Genomic DNA, 15,970 nt, shown 5'->3' with positions numbered 1-15,970 from the left:
ATTAGTCGCGCCTAATATCGGTAAAAGAAATTGCCCTTGTGGGAGGGTGACTGAGAAGGTCCTCCCCCAGGTGTGAGGACTGAGGGAGCAACAAGGCGTCTCGGTAGGTGATCTGATTGCCTATAGACCAAAAAAAGAGGGATGCATCCGCTTGGACGCATCCCTCTTTTGCGCTTGGTTATCCGGCCAAGGTCTGTGGATTACTCCATGGTCTCAGCGACCTCAGACTTCTTGACGAGGGTGTAAGCCTTTACATCCTCGGGGAGGGTGCCGTCGGCATTGACAACGATCAGGTTGCCCTGCTCATCCTTCTGCATGCGGATGAAGGGGGTAGCTGCGGTCTCCTCATTGATCTGGCTCATCAGGACGATGATGCCGTTCTCATCGATGGTGAAGGTACCATTGTCATGGAACTTCTGCTCACCATCGCTGACGAGAGCCTGGTCGTAGGTGTAGCCACCCTCGGGGGTAACTACAAATACGGTACGAAGACCGGAGGCGTCTGCTGCAGGCAGCTCGCCCTCGTAGGTGCCTACATAGGGAGCAGCTACGGCGGCACGTACAGCGGCGATAGAGTCCTGACGGGCTACCTCAGCGAGAGAGTCAGCCTTGGCCTGTGCCAGAGCTGCATCCTCCTTGCTTTGCTTACCATCGCAAGCAGCCAGACCGAGTCCGAGTGCCAGTGCGATTGATGCGATTGCGAAAATCTTCTTCATGATAAAACTATTTGTAATAGTGATAAAACTCAGCCTTGCTTATTCTGTAGCTGGTGCTTAGCTGATGAACCAACTATTGTGCAAAGGTAAGCAATGATTTTGAATTACGTATAAAAATTTGCGGAAACTTTTTTCTCTCCGCATCTATCACAGTACCTGGAGGATAAGAAGCAGCAGACCGATCACCAGGGAGACAATGTTGGTGTACTTTAGGAGCTTATTGAGCTCCGATCCGTGCCAGCGGTAGATGCAGACGGTGAGCACAGCGACGAGAGGGGCGATACTCAGCACTATAGCGGTCAGTCCCCAGCGCTCGGTGGCGAGGCGGATCCCGATGGCCAAGAGTATCACCGTGAGGAGGCTATTCAGGAGGTACATTGTGGGACCGAAGTGCTCCCCCATACGGACGATGATCGTACGCTTGCCGCTCTCCCTGTCCTCAGCGTAGTCCCGGTAGTTATTGCAGACGAGTATATTGTCCTCCCAGATTCCTATGCCGACCGACATAAGGAGGAGGTAGAGTGGCGGGGTACCACCGATGGCCCCATAGGTGGCAAGGATCGGTGTCATACCGTAGAAGAGTACCACCGCCACATCTCCCAGTCCATGGGTGGAGAGAGGATAGGGACCGTAGGAGTAGGCGTAGACGCCGACCAGCACCAGCAGCCCCACGGCGATAAGCCACCACGCTCCCGTCAGTAGCACTGCCACGATGCCGGAGAGTATGGTGATCCCAGTGGAGATCAGCATGGCAGTCAGCATCTCTCGAGGGGTCACTTCGCCGGTCACCAGTACTCGGCGAAAGCCGACCCTCTTGTCGGTGTCTTTCTCCCCCTTGTAGTCGAAGTAATCGTTGGCAAAGTTGCTGGTGATCTGCGCTGACAGCGCAACAAGTATGGCGCAGAGGTAGGGCAGGAAGTCAAATACTCCCTCGGCGATCAGCGCACCCAGCACCACCAGCATGGGAGCAATGGATGCACCTAAGGTGTGAGGGCGTGTCGCATAGACCCAGGTGCTGAGTCGGTTACTCATCCTCCTGCTCCATGAAGAGGTGCTTGTGGAGCTGATTCATAGCCAACTCCTTATCCTCCGCCCGCACCACTACTGAGACGTTGTGGTCCGACCCACCGAAGGAGATCATCCGTACCGGCAGGTCCTTTACCGCCTCGATGACGCGGGACTCAAAGCCGACGTTTTTCCAATTGAGGTCACCGGCAATACAGAGGATGGTCATCGGGTAGTCCAGGGTGACGGTGCTGAAGCGTCGGAGATTGGCGAGGATGTCCTCCAGTCGGTCCGTGTCGGTGATGCTGACGGATACCGACACCTCGCTGGTGGTGACCATGTCGATCGGAGTCCTATTGGCCTCGAAGACCTCGAAGACCTTGCGTAGAAAGCCGTAGGAGAGCAGCAGTCTCGTGCTGCGGATCCTCAGTACGGTGATGCCGTCCTTGGCAGCGATCGCCTTGAGTGCACCCTCGTCCATGCGGTTGGAGATCAGGGTCCCTTTTGCCTGCGGCTCCATAGTGCTGAGGAGCTTTACCGGCACATTTGCCATCTTGGCGGGGATGATGCAGGAGGGGTGGAGGATCTTGGCACCGAAGTAGGCCAGCTCGGACGCCTCATCGTAGTGGAGTGTCCTCACCGGTCGGGTGTGCTCCACGACACGAGGGTCGTTATTGTGCATCCCGTCAATGTCGGTCCATATCTGAATCTCCTTGGCATCGAGGACGGAGCCGATGATGGTGGCGGTGTAGTCGCTGCCACCTCGCTTGAGGTTGTCCATCTCGGAGTAGGCATTAAGGCAGATGTACCCCTCGGTGAGGAAGAGCGTCTCCGTCGGGTAGTCGGCCATCGTCTGCAGGAGCCGGTCCTGTATGCGCGGGAAGTCCGGCTCGCCATACTGGTCGGTGCAGATGAAGTCGAGGGCGCTCAGCCGGATCGGATTTTTTCCCTGCTCCCTGAGGTAGAGCTCCATCATCCGCACGGAGATAATCTCGCCCTGACCGAGGACCTGCTTGGTCTCGTAGTCACTGAAGAGTCGCTCCGTCTCAAAGCTCCTGAGGAAGCTCATCTTCTCGTCGACGAAGACCTTTGCCAGTGTCTGCGACTCCTTGCTCTCGTAGAGGGTGTCGATGGTGTGGTAGTACTTCTGCTCCAGCTCGTCGATCAGGCTGAGTGCGCCCTGGACATTGGAGTGGGCAAAGTGGTCACTGATCTCGACCAGCGTATTGGTGACGCCACTCATGGCACTGAGGACCACGATCTTGAAGCGATCGTCCTCAATCAGTGAGGCGACATACTTAATGCGATCGGCGGAGCCTACCGAGGTGCCGCCAAATTTCATGACTATCAGCTCTGAGAAATCTCTCATCTCTCTGTACTCTCTTGCTCCTCAGGATCCTCCACCGGTGTGCGGACGGTCATCTCGTGTAGCTGCTCGTCCTCGATCTTGAGGATGCGGGAGGGATACTTCCGCATCATCTCGTAATTGTGTGTGCTCATGATCACGGCTGTGCCGCTCTCGGTGATCTTCCGGAATAGCTGGAAGATCTGGTCTCCGGTCTCCGGGTCAAGGTTTCCCGTCGGCTCATCGGCGAGGATGAGCTTGGGCTTATTGAGTAGGGCGCGAGCGATGACCATACGCTGCTGCTCCCCGCCCGACAGCTCGTGGGGGAGCTTGTAGCCCTTGTGATCCATCCCCACATTTGCCAGCACTTCATCAATCCGGTGGCTGATCTCTCGCTTGTCCGACCAGCCGGTGGCGCGGAGGACGAAGCTTAGGTTGTCCTCAATCGTGCGGTCGTGCATCAGTCGGAAGTCCTGGAAGATGATCCCCATCTCGCGTCTCAGGTAGGGGATCTGTCGCCTCTTGATCCGCCTTAGGTCAAACTTCCCGAAGTGTGACTCTCCATCGCTTATGGGCACGTCGGCGTATATCGTCTTGAGCAGCGTAGACTTCCCCGATCCCACGCGTCCGATCAGATACACGAGGTCACCCGCATTGATCTGAAGGTCAGTGTGGCGTATGATGACATTCTCCGCCCGGCGGATGGTGACGTCGCGATACTCGAGTACAGAGTTTTCAGCCATAATCATTGATTGCTGTATAGTATGAGTCCTACTAAGGATCTTAGGCAAAGGTAGCGATTTTCATTCTGTTGTGGGAACGGCTCGCGCGCCTCTAAAGCAAAGGGACTGCATAGAGAGTTACCCTCTCTATGCAGTCCCTTTGCTTTACCAAACTTTTCTCTAACCCTGGCTCTCGCTTAGTCGATACTGATGGCTCTCTCGATGCTCGGCTTCTCCTCAGGCTTGACCTTTGGGATCACCACCTCGAGGATGCCGTCCTCCATCTTGGCGCGGATGCTGTCAGCGTCCGCATCCTCAGGGAGGGAGAAGCGCTGCATCGAGCTCTGGTGGTAAAACTCCCGGCGGAGGTAGTGTACCGGCTTCTGGTCGGTCGTAGCCACCTGCTTGGAGTCTGTGGCCTTGCCCTCATCGGTGTCGGCCGTCTTCTCCTCGCTCCTCTTGTCCAGCGAGATCACGAGGTTGCCGTCCTGGTCAAGCTTCACATCCACATCAGCCTTCGTGAAGCCGGGTGCCGATACCTGTAGCTTGTACGCATCCTCCTCCTCAATCACGTTGGTCGCTGGGCTGGAGGCTCCGCGCGTAGTGCTGTAGTCGGGACGGAGGAAATTGTCGTTGAAAAAGAGATCGTTGAAGAGATCAAATCCTGTACGTGTCATAATTCTTATGCTTTGGTTGGTTTACTTTCCTATTCAGTCTCAGGCTCAGAAGCCATCGACACCAAGCATAGGACAAGATCGATGCCGTGTGCAGCGGTCTGACGATTAGGATATTATGCTGACAGGCCTGTCCGACTTCTATGTCAGACGAGGAGACAGGATGTCCCTTAGAGAGGTCCGTTTTGTCACGGAAGTGTCACTTATGTCGTCCCGTAGGTGTGGATGCTGCCCTTGGCGGATGGGAGATAATTGACGCCGTACCAGCACATCTGCAGGAAGAGAAAGCTTAGGATAAGCAGCCAGATCGAGGTCCTGAGGTCTGCCGGGTGAAACTTCCTGTGGTGGAGGAAGAGTAGGTATGCTGCGAGGGTTATTGCTGCCCAGGTCTCCTTCGGATCCCATCCCCAGTAGGTCCCCCACGCTGCTTTTGCCCAGATTGCGCCGAGGATCAGCCCGATCAGGAGAAATCCGATGCCGGTGTAGGCGAGATTGTCCATCACCCTGAGCAGCTCCGTATGGTCGCCGGACCTCTTATACGCGGCGTAGAGCCCGATAATCAGCGAGATACCAAGCATCCCGTAGGCAAACATATAGGAGATCACATGGGGGACAAAGTAGGGGCTCGCAAGTGCCGCCATCATCGTCTTGGAGTGGATCTGAGGCTTGACGATATTGATGATGATGAAGACTGCCGCCAGTATGGTGCTGAAGGAGAGGATCCACCGATACCTCCATCGGCTGTAGACGAGGATACCAGCAATCAGGACGAAGAAGGAGTAGAGCAGTCTCGTCTCGCCCTGTGTCCGCATCGGTGGACGCCCCAGGCTGACCCACATTCCGGCAATGAAGTAGGTCATGACGAGGAGTGCTGCGGTGGAGAAGAGTAGAGCGAGCGGTCGACGCATAGTCCAGCCCATACCGGCTCCCACGGCGGAGAGGAGTATCACTGTCATGCCATACCAGATGAAGTGATCCCAGTGGGTCTGTGACAATAGGTTGAGTATCTGATCCATTACTTATCCGTAGGCGGACTGAATATGAGTAAGATCGCCCCGAGCAGGAGCATCACCAAGCCGATGTAAATGTGCGGCATATAAGGGTCTCTCACCAGCTCCAGTTGAGTCAAGTCGCTCCATCGCCCCTTCCGCTCATCGTAGCTGAGCTGATAGATGTACCAGTCACCAAGTCGTAGAGGGCTATTGACAGAGATCGTTGCCTGACCGCTACTTCCCTCCCGGGTGTAGTAGACGACATCGGAGTAGTACTGCTTGGGCTCGCACTCCGGCATCACGAGGGTCAGACTGTCCTTGAGTGTGAGAGCACGATAGGGGATGAGGTAACTCCCATTGCTGACCCATCCCGAGACAGGCTCGTCTCCCTCTCGTGAGACTATGACATGTGCCGCTGTCGTCGCACCATCGCTGCCCCACTCGACATAGCGCAGGGTGTCGCTGCTCATAACCGGTGCGGCGAGGGGAAGTTGATCATCTACCGTCACGTGCCACTGACCGAGCAGACCACTCTGCGGGAGTGGCTGGTCGAGAAGCAGCTCAAGGGGTGTGCCGCCCTTTCCCTTTACCAGCCCCTTTGTGCCGTCAAGGAGCATCAGCTTAGGCGGATACTCCTCCATCCGGAAGTCCTTAAGCTCAATCGCTATCGGTAGCTCCACCGGCTCCTGACGCCCATCGATCAGTCCCCTCCACTCGGTGTCGCCCTCGGTAATGGTCATCCGGTAACGCTCTATGGCACTGGAGCTGAGGAGGGCAAAAGTGAGGAAGTAGGCGAGTCCCAGGTGATTGAGTACAAAGGCTCCATCCCGGATCGGTCGGCGGAAGTGCCACACGCGGCGCATCGTCACGCAGAGCAGGACAAGTAGCAGGTAGAGGTATGAGGTGACGAAGGGGTAGGAGTGTACCACTGAGGTGGCTCCCATATGATGAAGTACCCCTCCCATCCCGATGGCCATCTCCGGCGGCACCTGTGTTGTCAGCCCGGCCACTAAGGTCACCCCCATAAAGAGGGTGATGCTGCAGATGGTGGCTGCAGGGCTAAAGAGGTATCGGATCGCCTCCGGTACCACCCTCCGCTCTCTGAGCCCCGTGCAGATCCCCGCTGTCAATACAAGGATGATGACAGCTCCGATGACGGTCGAGTGGGGGATCATCCCTCCCGGTAGCGGACCGAGGATGTCCTGCCAGAGGAGTGCGATCAGGAGCAATCCGCCTGTGATGACCCAGCCCTCCCTGTAGCCCCACCTCCCGCTCCAGAGGCTCTTTCCCTTACTCATCGCAACGACTTCCCTTTAGGGCAAGAGACGTCACCCGATCCATCGGGGAACGTCTCTTCTCTCTGTAGATGATACCCATATTGTCCTTGTGGCAATGGGGCTCACTGATTGGAGGCAGTGTAGATATTGCCCTTAGCCTTAGCCTCTTCAATCCACTTCGGGACGATGGTTTTCTTGAAGTCCTCCTTCTGTTCCCGAAGCTTATTCATATCAAGACCAATGTACTTCTGTGCCTTCTCCTTCGTGCTGATGTCAGGCATTGGTACCTCACCGGTGAAGCCATTCTGCGCCAGTACCTGCGCCAGCTTTACCCGAGCCTGAAGAGCTCTCTCCAGTCCACCGCTCAGGATACGCGTCACCTCCTGTGGGGCGTGGAATGACGCACCATGGCTTGCCACCCCGTAATCCCAGCGGAATTGGCTCTCCCGGATCAGCTTGAGCACCGGCGCCATCTGGCTCTCCGTCGCTCCCTTTGCCCAGGCAAAGGCTGCCTCTATATGTGCTCTGGAGAGCTCCCTCTCGAGGCTGTTCCGTACCTCGAGTGCTTTCTCTTGTCGGTCGTAGACGTTCTTTAGCAGCTCCTCCTTGCTCTCACGGTGGCAGGTCTGGCAGGTACGGTCGATGTGAGCAAGGGGACTCATGATATGGTGGTCGCTAAACTTTACGCCCCCCTCGCTGATGTACGGCATATGGCAGTCTGCGCAGGAGACTCCTCTCTGAGCGTGGATCCCATGCTGTGACAGCTCGTAGTCCGGGTGCTGAGCCTTGAGGATATGCGCCTTGCTCAGCGGATGGATGTAGTCGTAGTAGTCCTGCTCGTCGTAGTAAGCCTCCACATCCTCAAAGGTCATCCCCTTGTCCCAGGGGAAGGTGAGGTAGTTGCCGTCCTTCTTGAAGTAGTACTCGACGTGACACTGAGCACAGACGAGGGAGCGCATCTCTTGGTGAGAAGCCTTGGTAATGTCGATCCCGCGACGCTCCATAGCCTCTACGAGTGCCGGGCGGCTGATGTGCAGCTCCATCGTCTCCGCATCGTGGCAGTCGGCGCAGCCGATGGGATTGACTATCTCGCTTCCCCAGTCGGACCAGCGTTTCTGATAAAACTCCTGCAGCCCCACCTGCTGCATCATCCTCGGCACATCCGGTCCCTTACAGGTCCAGCATGTGGCAGGTTGGAGATCCTCCCCGTCCGGAAGTCCCGGGGTACCTGTCCGCAGGGTATTGGTGACGTCCTCGATAGCGTGCATATGCCCTCGCGGGGTGGAGTAGTCGCGGCTGAAGGCGTAACCTGCCCACAGGACGACCATCTCCGGTCGCTCTGCCAGCACATCCACCGCCTTACTCCCATTGTGTCGGCTCTCAAAGGTCGTGTCTGCGGTCTCCCTCCAAGTGTCGTACTCTCGGGGATAATTGATGCCGTAGACCTCGCTCTTTGCCTCGCCGGGCTCAATGTCGATCTTCTTATTGGCATAGATTGATCGGATCTCTGCGCGTCGCTCTGTCACTGAGGCAGCAAAGAGTCCCAGTAAGAAGACAATCACGAGGGTGGCACCGAAGAGGAGCCAGCCTTGCCAGCTTTTTAGTCGTTTGGGTTTCTGCTCGTTCATAATGCGGATATATGAGATAGTGGGGTGGCTTATTAGTCGAGGTTACTTTTTTTCGCTCTCTTGATCCAGTCAGGGATGGGGCTCTTGGGGAAGGGAACGATGGCGTTGGGTGTATTGGAGAGGCTGTTGACTCCACCGTGAGGTACATCGCGGTGGCAGTCCCAGCAGACCATCTCCGTCCCGTCAGTGATAGATGCGCCGTGGAGCATCCCTGTCTTGACAAACTCTTGATTGAGCTGCGAGTGGCAGCGAATACAATTCTCGTAGATCACCTTTTGACTCTCGGGGATTGCCTTCATACTCTGTGGCTCTCCCCTCATCGTGAAGACGTAGGAGTGCCGGAGCCCGTCTGTCGCCTTGAAGAAGTACTTCCTCACAAAGCTGTCGTGTGGGACGTGGCAGTCGTTGCAGGTGGTCTCTGTGCCGTGCGAGCTGTGCATCCAGGTGGCATAGTAGGGCTCCATGACGTGGCAATTGATACAAGTCGCCGGGTCGTCCCCTGCATAGCTCCAGACGCGTGACATATAGACGAGGTAGGAGCCGATCCCGGCTACAACACCGAGTAGTACAACGATCGCTACCCTGCTCTTGTAAGTAGGGAGCAAGGTGTCGATGAGGTGTCTCCAGCGGTCTCTGAGGCTCATAGTCTATGCTGTCGTGTATTGCTTTTCTTTACAAAATCTACTACAAATTTATATATGAAAAAAGATTTACGACACATCAACACCTCAGAGCCGCCAGGTGGCGCTTGTCGTGCTCCTGGTCGTATGATTAACTACTCGTGATGGTATTTGTTTTGAGTCTCCACCCTACTACAAGTCAATGCAGTTCCTCAGTGGTACAATGACCACCGAGGAACTGCATTGAACTAAAGGGAAAGGGGTTTACTCCTCCTTATCCTCCGACATCGCCTCTCCCTCGCTCTCGTCTGAGCCTGCGTCTGCCTTGTAGGCATCAAAGGCGGTGTGGAAGATTAGGTCCACGTCATTGCGGAATGGATCCAGAGAGTAGAAGTCCGGCATCACGCAACCTTGCAGGTACTCCGGGAAGGAGTCGTTGAGGAAGCGGTGCTCGTTCTTCGTCTTCACATCATCTATCGGGTAGCGATAGATCGGGAGTCCATCGTAGAGGGTCAGCTTATTCAGCGCACTCTCCACGTGCGTCCTGAGACGGTCGCGATCGTGATGGAGAGCTGTGCGAGCCTCGGGATAGAGCTTGTAGAAGATATTGAGCAGGTCCTCAACGCCGAGATTGACATCACTCTCGTAGGAGATGGTCATCTGGAGGAGAGAGATGCCGGTGAAGGCACCCTCGTCGATCAGCTTCTGGAGCAGATCTCTGCGGCGACGAGCGAAACAGGAGTTGATCACAGCGTACTCGGAGGCATTGATCAGCTTGTGCTGCCACGGGAAGGTCTCCCGGAGCTTCAGGATCTCCTCCACGGCGCGATCGAGGTCACCAAGGAGGAGGTGGCGCTCCAGACCATTGTAGTAGAGGAAGACGTAGCCCCACTTGCCACTCTTGTCCTTGCGGGTGAGCCAGTCGAGGTACTCATACCTCTGCTCCGGGGTGAGCTCAAGGTAAGAGGGGGAGTACTTCAGTCTCCCGCCTTCGCCCTCACTGATAGGCGCCTCGGTCCATATCGTACTCGGCTCGAGGAAATAGGGCTGGTGCTGCTGCTCCTCAGTCCCACCGACCTGCTTATTGCCCTCCTCATCGTAGCTGATCTCCGGCAGCTCCTTATCGTAGGAGACCCAGACGAGCGACTCTCGGATCGCCTGACGCATCGGCTCCGGCAGGTCGATATCCTCGGGGTGATCCTGTGCCAGGGTCCTCTCAGGGATCACCGTGTCCAGCTTACGGAAGTCGAGCGAGCGCCACTTGTCGCGCTCCTCATCGTGAACCACCTCTGCTGTGCTCAGTACATACTCTGAGAGCTCGGTGGCGCGGGGTCTCTCCTCGATACGACTCCTCCGCTCGCCTCGGCGGTCTGCGGGGCGGCGACCACGGCGATTATTGTCTCCGGATCGGCCTCTGCTGCGGCTCTCCTCACCGGTCTCGTTGTTGCGCCTGGGTTTCCGCTCATTGTCTGAGTGCTTGCTGCGCTGCTGATTTCTCCTCTCATCGGGGTTGTTGCTACGACGACGTGAGGGGCGCTGAGACCTCTCTCTCTCTGCCTCTCCCCTCTGCGGCTTAGATTCGGGCGTGGCAGAGGGCTTGGGGCGTCTCTCTTCCCGGCGACGGTCATCGTCCTTGCTGTCGTTGTTGTCGCTGCCGACGCCGAAGAGTTTCTTTAGGAAATTCATACTGTTAATTCACTAAGTGGTTACTTGTCTGCGATCATCCCGTCCTCTGTCCGGCTGTAAGTAGGAGACGTGAGGTCGCTCTGTGCTATGTTTGTAATGGTTAGTGGAGGTCGTTACCCCACACTATGTCACAAAGATAATAAAAATGAATACACGCCACCGACTACTTGGCATGGATCCTCCAGGTGAGCCCCACATCAAGGAGCATCTCACGGTCCAGCACTGCCGCCTCGGGGTGTGTATTGGTGCCAAAGGCGTAGCCGATATTGCCGTGCAGCCTAAGGCGGTTGTCTCCGTAGGGGAAGTACTCTACCCCGCAGCCCACCTGGCTGATCTCGGTCCCGTTTGTCACCACATAGTCGGCCTCGAGACCGCTCTTATTGGTATCGTAGCCGGCTCGGAGGATCAGCTTGAGGTAGTCAGAGGGGTAGTACTTCAGCCGAGCGGTGAGTGAGTAGTCGGAGAAGAAGAATGGCTTTTGTCCAAAGGTTGCTCTATTCCCAAGGTCAAGGTCCAGCTCGGTCTTCGTGCCGATATTGAATCGGTTGCCCAGGTAGAGGTAGTTGATGAACTTCCCAGGCTGATACTCGATCACATTGGCCGACCAAAGCGGGTCGTACCATCCGTGGCTCCCCTCCCAAAAGAAGTTGTAGGCATACATACTTGCCGGCGTACCGGACTTCTGCTGCCACTCGCGACGAAATGGACTCTCGCAGAGCTGTGCCCCGAGGGTGTCCTTCTCCCCCGGGAGGGTGTAAAAACTAGTCACGCCCCAGGCATAGCAGGGGATGTGATAGAGGAAGACCGACAGCTGGAAGCAGTCTATCGGAGCCAACTCCGGCTCCCAGCCTGCCACGTAGATCGTCCACTTGCCCGCCAGCAGAGATAAGCGGTCAGTCAGCTTGTAGGAGAGGTAGAGCCAGTCGGTGGCATCAAAGAAGGAGTAGTCGCTATTGACGCCATTGAGTCGCATGCGAGCTTTATACTCCAGCTTTGGCGCCAGCTCGCCCCACATGATGAAGTTGAAGATGTCGCCCCTAAATCCTGTCCGCCCTTCATTCAGAGTGCCGGCGACATAGTCCAGGTGGTAGCTTCCCCGCGCCTCCAAATCTATGTGGATCGGGTCCAGCCTCCGTCCCTCCGCCCTTGAGGACAGGGTCAGGCAGAGTAGGGTGAGGAGTGCAAGGAGCGGTCGCAGTATGGTCCTATCCATTGGGATTTACTCCGGTTTGATGCGGTGACTATTGGGGGTGGTCACGGTGTTCTCAGCCTCCTCCTCCAGCTGCTTGAGGTGGGGCTTCTCCCGCCAGATCCCATAGACGTCGCTGACCGGATCGGCAGTGACGAAGGTATTCTCCGTCGTGGTGCTGAGGTACTGTCGCAGCTTCGTGAAGTCCTTCTGATCCAGCTCGGTCTCCAGCTGGTACTTCTTCTTCCCCGTATAGCCACCATAGACCTCGTGGATCGTGACGCCACGATTGATCGTGTGGAGGATGTAGTCCTTGGTCTTCGTCGGGTCGTCGACGACGATCATCACACGGATCTTCGTGCTCATCTTGCTCATAAAGTAGTCGATGATCAGTCCATTGATCCAAGTGACTAAGATGCCCATAAGCACGTTGCCGAGAGAGCTGGTGAGGAGCGCAGTGAAGCAGGAGAGTATCCCCACGATCGCCACCGACGTGCCGATCGCCATATGGGTGTACTTTGTGATGATCTTCCCCACTATGTCCAGCCCGCCTGTGGAGGCATTGACGGAGAAGAGGATCGCCTGAGCGATGCCGATGATGAGGACAAACCAGAGCGCATCCGACCAGAGATCGGAGTACATCGTCCCGGCAATGTCTGTGGCAAAGAGAGACCCCTCTATCGGTGCCACGTCGTCCAAGAAGTCAACAAAGGGACCGAGGATGACCGATGTGTAAACCGTCTTGGCGCCAAACTCCGGCCCCAGTATGATGAAAGCGACAATAAGGAGCAGGACATTGATGATCAGTATGAAATTACCTGTCGTGATGCCCGGCATAAGACGGTTGAAGACGATCGCCACTCCTGTCGCAGATCCGGTGATGATTCCACTCGGGTAAAGGAAGAAGTGGATGGCCACGGCGCACATGAATACCGCTGCCGTCATAATGAATAGCTCGGACCAAAACTTAGTCGTCTTGAGTGTCCGGACCGTTGCGTCAAGCGCACGCTTCCACTTGTCGGTCCTCTCCCCCGAGGGTGGTACGGTGTTACTCATCTTTGTAGCTGAATAAAGGGTCTTTTTGGATTAGATAAGGTCTTTTCTCAAAAGATCTGCGCAAATGTACCTATTTCCTCCCGTAATGATCGCTCTATGCGGACGTCTGACAGGGATCCTCGGGAGTGCTAATTTCCGACATTGATCCCATACGAAGTGGTCCTATTCCGTTCTCTTCTTTGTTGGTCGGGCCTTTGTCTGCTTTTCTCCGACTGTCACGAAAATCATTTGTAAGCAACGAAAAGTACACTGAGCTCTATAAAAGCGAGGGGACTGCCCATACGCTTGTGTGGACAGTCCCTCGCTCAGAGATGTGAGGGGAGGATTTACTCTCCCTTGATGGTATTGATGCCGAGGAGCTTAAAGAGGTTGACGATCACAATTGGTACAAACATCAGCCCGAGGACCATCAGGAAGTGCTTTGGATCGGGCATCTCGAGGTGGAAGATGTCGTTGATGCCCGGGATGAAGACCACCGCAGCCATCATCAGCGTGGAGACGACGAGCGCCCAGAAGAGCGGCATATTCTTGAATGGGGACGTGTGCCAGCTCGGCAGTGTGCTGGAGTGGAGGTTGCGGATGTTGAGCATCTGAGCCATACAGATGACGATGAAGGCCATCGTCTGTCCCAGCTCTACCCCTCCATCGTTCTTCCCGATAAGGTATCCGGTTAGTGCCAGCAGTCCAATAATCAGTCCCTGGTAGCACATTCGCCAGATGAAGCCGCGGGTGAAGAAGCCCTTCTCGCTATCGATCGGAGGGCGCTTCATGATCCCCTCCGCCGGGGGATCGAGGCTGATGGCGAGAGCGGGCAGGCTGTCGGTGACGAGATTGACCCAGAGGAGATGGATCGGGAGTAGCGGGTTGCCGAGGTTGAAGACAGTGGCAATGAGGATCAGCATCACTTCGCCGATATTGGAGGTGAGGAGGAACTGGACCGACTTGACGATGTTGTCGTAGATGCGACGTCCCTCGCGGACTGAATTGACGATCGTAGCGAAATTGTCGTCCGTCAGCACCACGTCGGCTGCATCCTTGGAGACCTCCGTGCCGGTGATACCCATAGCGATACCGATGTCAGCTCGCTTCAGTGCCGGGGCGTCATTGACTCCGTCACCGGTCATGGCGACCACCTTGCCGTGCTTCTGCCATGCCTTGACGATACGCACCTTATGCTCAGGTGCCACACGGGCGTAGACGGCGCAGTGGGGGACGAGGTCATAGAGCTCATCATCGCTCATCTTCTCTAGCTCGGTGCCGTTAGTTACTTGGTCGCCCTCCTCGAGGATCCCGATCTGTCGGGCGATGGCAGAGGCGGTCACCTGGTGATCACCGGTGATCATCACAGGCTTAATGCCGGCTGTGCGGCACTCGGCTACGGCGGGGATTACCTCCGGGCGAGCCGGGTCGATCATCCCCACGAGACCGACGAAGGTCAGGTCTCTCTCCACTGCCTCGGAGGTCTCTTCGGCAGGGAGTGAGTCAATGTCGGCAAAGGCGACGGCAAGTACCCGTAGCGCCTCCTCCGCCATGTGGACATTGGCTGAGCGGATCTCCTCCGCCACCTCATCGGTCAGCGGGACACGCTCGCCCGAGCGGAGGTAGTGGCTGCAGCGGGAGAGTACCTCGTCGGTACCGCCCTTGACATTGGTGCGGAGCTCTTCCCCCTCCATGGCGTTGATGGTGGACATCATCTTTCGCTCGGAGTCAAAGGGGACCTCGGCGCGGCGCGGGTGCTTCGCCTCGAGATCGTTTTTGCTCATCCCGTCCCGATGATTGGCGAGCTCGAGGAAGGCAATCTCGGTCGGGTCACCGCTGTAAGGGCTCTCCGCATCGGGGTCATCAGACTGGTGTGCCTCGTTGGCGAGCGATCCCACCTCAAGGAGCATACTGAGGCTCTCCTCAGTCGCCTCCGGCAACTCCGCTACCTCGTCTATGGCGATCAACTCGTCACCGGGTAGCCAGGCGTGGGTGATGGTCATCTTATTCTGCGTCAGGGTGCCGGTCTTGTCGGAGCAGATGATGGAAGTGCTACCGAGAGTCTCGACGGAGGGCAGGGTACGGACAATCGCATTGTGCTTCACGAGTCGCTGTACGCCCATGGCGAGGACAAGCGTTGCCACCACCTGCAGCCCCTCCGGGATGGCAGCCACACCGAGGGAGACAGCCATGAGGAGCATATCGAGGATGTGCTGACCGTAGAGGACACCGAGGATAAAGATCAGCACGCAGATGCCGAGGGCGAGGAAGCCGAGGACCTTGCCGAGCTGATTGAGCCGCTTCTGGAGTGGCATCTCCTGCTGCTCGGTCTCGGAGAGCATCTCAGCGATGTGTCCTACCTCGGTCTCCATGCCGGTCGCCACGACGATACCCTTGCCGCGACCATAGGTGACGAGCCCGGTGGAGAAGGCGATATTGGAGCGGTCACCGATGGGCAAGTCGGGGTCAGCCTGCAGCGGGTCAGAGCTCTTGTCGCTGGAGACCGACTCCCCGGTGAGAGCCGCCTCCTGGATCTTGAGATTGACGCAGTCGGTCAGCCGTATGTCGGCGGGTACGATGTCGCCCACGTCGAGCACCACCACGTCTCCCGGGACGATCTCCTCAGAGCTTATCTCGGTGATGTTGCCCCCTCGGATCACCTTGCTGTGAGGAGCACTCATGCGATTGAGTGAGTCGAGGGAGACCATCGCCTTATGCTCCTGGATCGTGCCGATGACCGCATTGACGATCAGGATGGCGAGGATGATGAAGCTGTCGGTGAAGTTATTCGTCTTGTCGACAATAGCGATCACAGCCGTGACGATGGCTGCGAGGATCAAGACAAGCACGAGAGTGTCCTTGAATTGACTCAGGAAGATCTTCCATATCGGGGTCCGCTTCTTCTCTCTCAGCTTATTGTGCCCGTACTTCTCCAGTCTCCGCTGCACCTCCTCCGGGGAGAGGCCCTGCTCTCTCGAGGTGTTGAGATCCTTCGCCACCTCCTCTTCGGTCATGCCGTAGTATATCTTTTCGCTCATAGTATCCTAAGTGATGGATGAATGCTCGGCAAAGGTACCCAAA

At 56.6% G+C, this 15,970-nt stretch carries 13 protein-coding genes; all 13 read right to left on the bottom strand.

Annotated features, from left to right (window positions below):
- Window positions 1-200 precede the first annotated feature (200 nt).
- On the bottom strand, window positions 201-716 hold the full coding sequence (locus HMPREF2890_RS03850; RefSeq protein ID WP_070465638.1) for a copper resistance protein NlpE N-terminal domain-containing protein: 516 nt from the start codon (window positions 714-716) through the stop codon (window positions 201-203).
- 147 nt (window positions 717-863) lie between these two features.
- Window positions 864-1,748 carry a 1,4-dihydroxy-2-naphthoate octaprenyltransferase gene (gene menA, locus HMPREF2890_RS03845; protein WP_070465635.1) on the bottom strand — a complete coding sequence of 295 codons (885 nt, stop codon included), beginning with the start codon at window positions 1,746-1,748 and terminating at the stop codon, window positions 864-866.
- Entirely contained in the window at window positions 1,741-3,072 is a 1,332-nt protein-coding gene (locus HMPREF2890_RS03840) for an aspartate kinase (protein WP_070465652.1), read from the bottom strand. The genes menA and HMPREF2890_RS03840 overlap by 8 nt, the downstream gene beginning before the upstream one ends.
- 14 nt (window positions 3,073-3,086) lie before the next feature.
- Entirely contained in the window at window positions 3,087-3,809 is a 723-nt protein-coding gene (locus tag HMPREF2890_RS03835; protein ID WP_210394753.1) for a cell division ATP-binding protein FtsE, read from the bottom strand.
- A gap of 176 nt (window positions 3,810-3,985) precedes the next feature.
- On the bottom strand, window positions 3,986-4,465 hold the full coding sequence (locus tag HMPREF2890_RS03830; protein WP_070465629.1) for an Hsp20/alpha crystallin family protein: 480 nt from the start codon (window positions 4,463-4,465) through the stop codon (window positions 3,986-3,988).
- Between the two features lie 200 nt (window positions 4,466-4,665).
- On the bottom strand, window positions 4,666-5,478 hold the full coding sequence (locus tag HMPREF2890_RS03825) for a cytochrome c biogenesis protein (protein WP_070465626.1): 813 nt from the start codon (window positions 5,476-5,478) through the stop codon (window positions 4,666-4,668).
- Window positions 5,478-6,752, bottom strand: coding sequence for a cytochrome c biogenesis ResB family protein (locus tag HMPREF2890_RS03820; protein WP_070465623.1), 1,275 nt, complete (start codon window positions 6,750-6,752; stop codon window positions 5,478-5,480). The genes HMPREF2890_RS03825 and HMPREF2890_RS03820 overlap by 1 nt, the downstream gene beginning before the upstream one ends.
- Window positions 6,753-6,853: 101 nt before the next feature.
- Entirely contained in the window at window positions 6,854-8,359 is a 1,506-nt protein-coding gene (gene nrfA / locus HMPREF2890_RS03815) for an ammonia-forming cytochrome c nitrite reductase (protein WP_070465620.1), read from the bottom strand.
- 32 nt (window positions 8,360-8,391) lie between these two features.
- Window positions 8,392-9,003, bottom strand: coding sequence for a cytochrome c nitrite reductase small subunit (gene nrfH / locus HMPREF2890_RS03810; RefSeq protein ID WP_070465617.1), 612 nt, complete (start codon window positions 9,001-9,003; stop codon window positions 8,392-8,394).
- Between the two features lie 240 nt (window positions 9,004-9,243).
- Entirely contained in the window at window positions 9,244-10,665 is a 1,422-nt protein-coding gene (locus HMPREF2890_RS03805) for a TerB N-terminal domain-containing protein (protein ID WP_070465614.1), read from the bottom strand.
- Between the two features lie 163 nt (window positions 10,666-10,828).
- Entirely contained in the window at window positions 10,829-11,878 is a 1,050-nt protein-coding gene (locus tag HMPREF2890_RS03800; protein ID WP_070465611.1) for a hypothetical protein, read from the bottom strand.
- Window positions 11,879-11,884: 6 nt separating this feature from the next.
- A complete protein-coding gene (locus HMPREF2890_RS03795; protein ID WP_070465608.1) occupies window positions 11,885-12,910 on the bottom strand; it encodes a YitT family protein in 1,026 nt (341 codons plus the stop codon).
- 326 nt (window positions 12,911-13,236) lie between these two features.
- Complete coding sequence (locus HMPREF2890_RS03790; RefSeq protein ID WP_070465606.1) at window positions 13,237-15,927, bottom strand: calcium-translocating P-type ATPase, PMCA-type; 2,691 nt, start codon at window positions 15,925-15,927, stop codon at window positions 13,237-13,239.
- Window positions 15,928-15,970 lie beyond the last annotated feature (43 nt).

It is taken from the genome of Porphyromonas sp. HMSC065F10 (assembly GCF_001808555.1).
GTDB lineage: Bacteria > Bacteroidota > Bacteroidia > Bacteroidales > Porphyromonadaceae > Porphyromonas_A.
The sequence above is the reverse complement of the archived record's forward strand: the minus strand, read 5'-3'. Positions and strand labels throughout refer to the sequence as shown.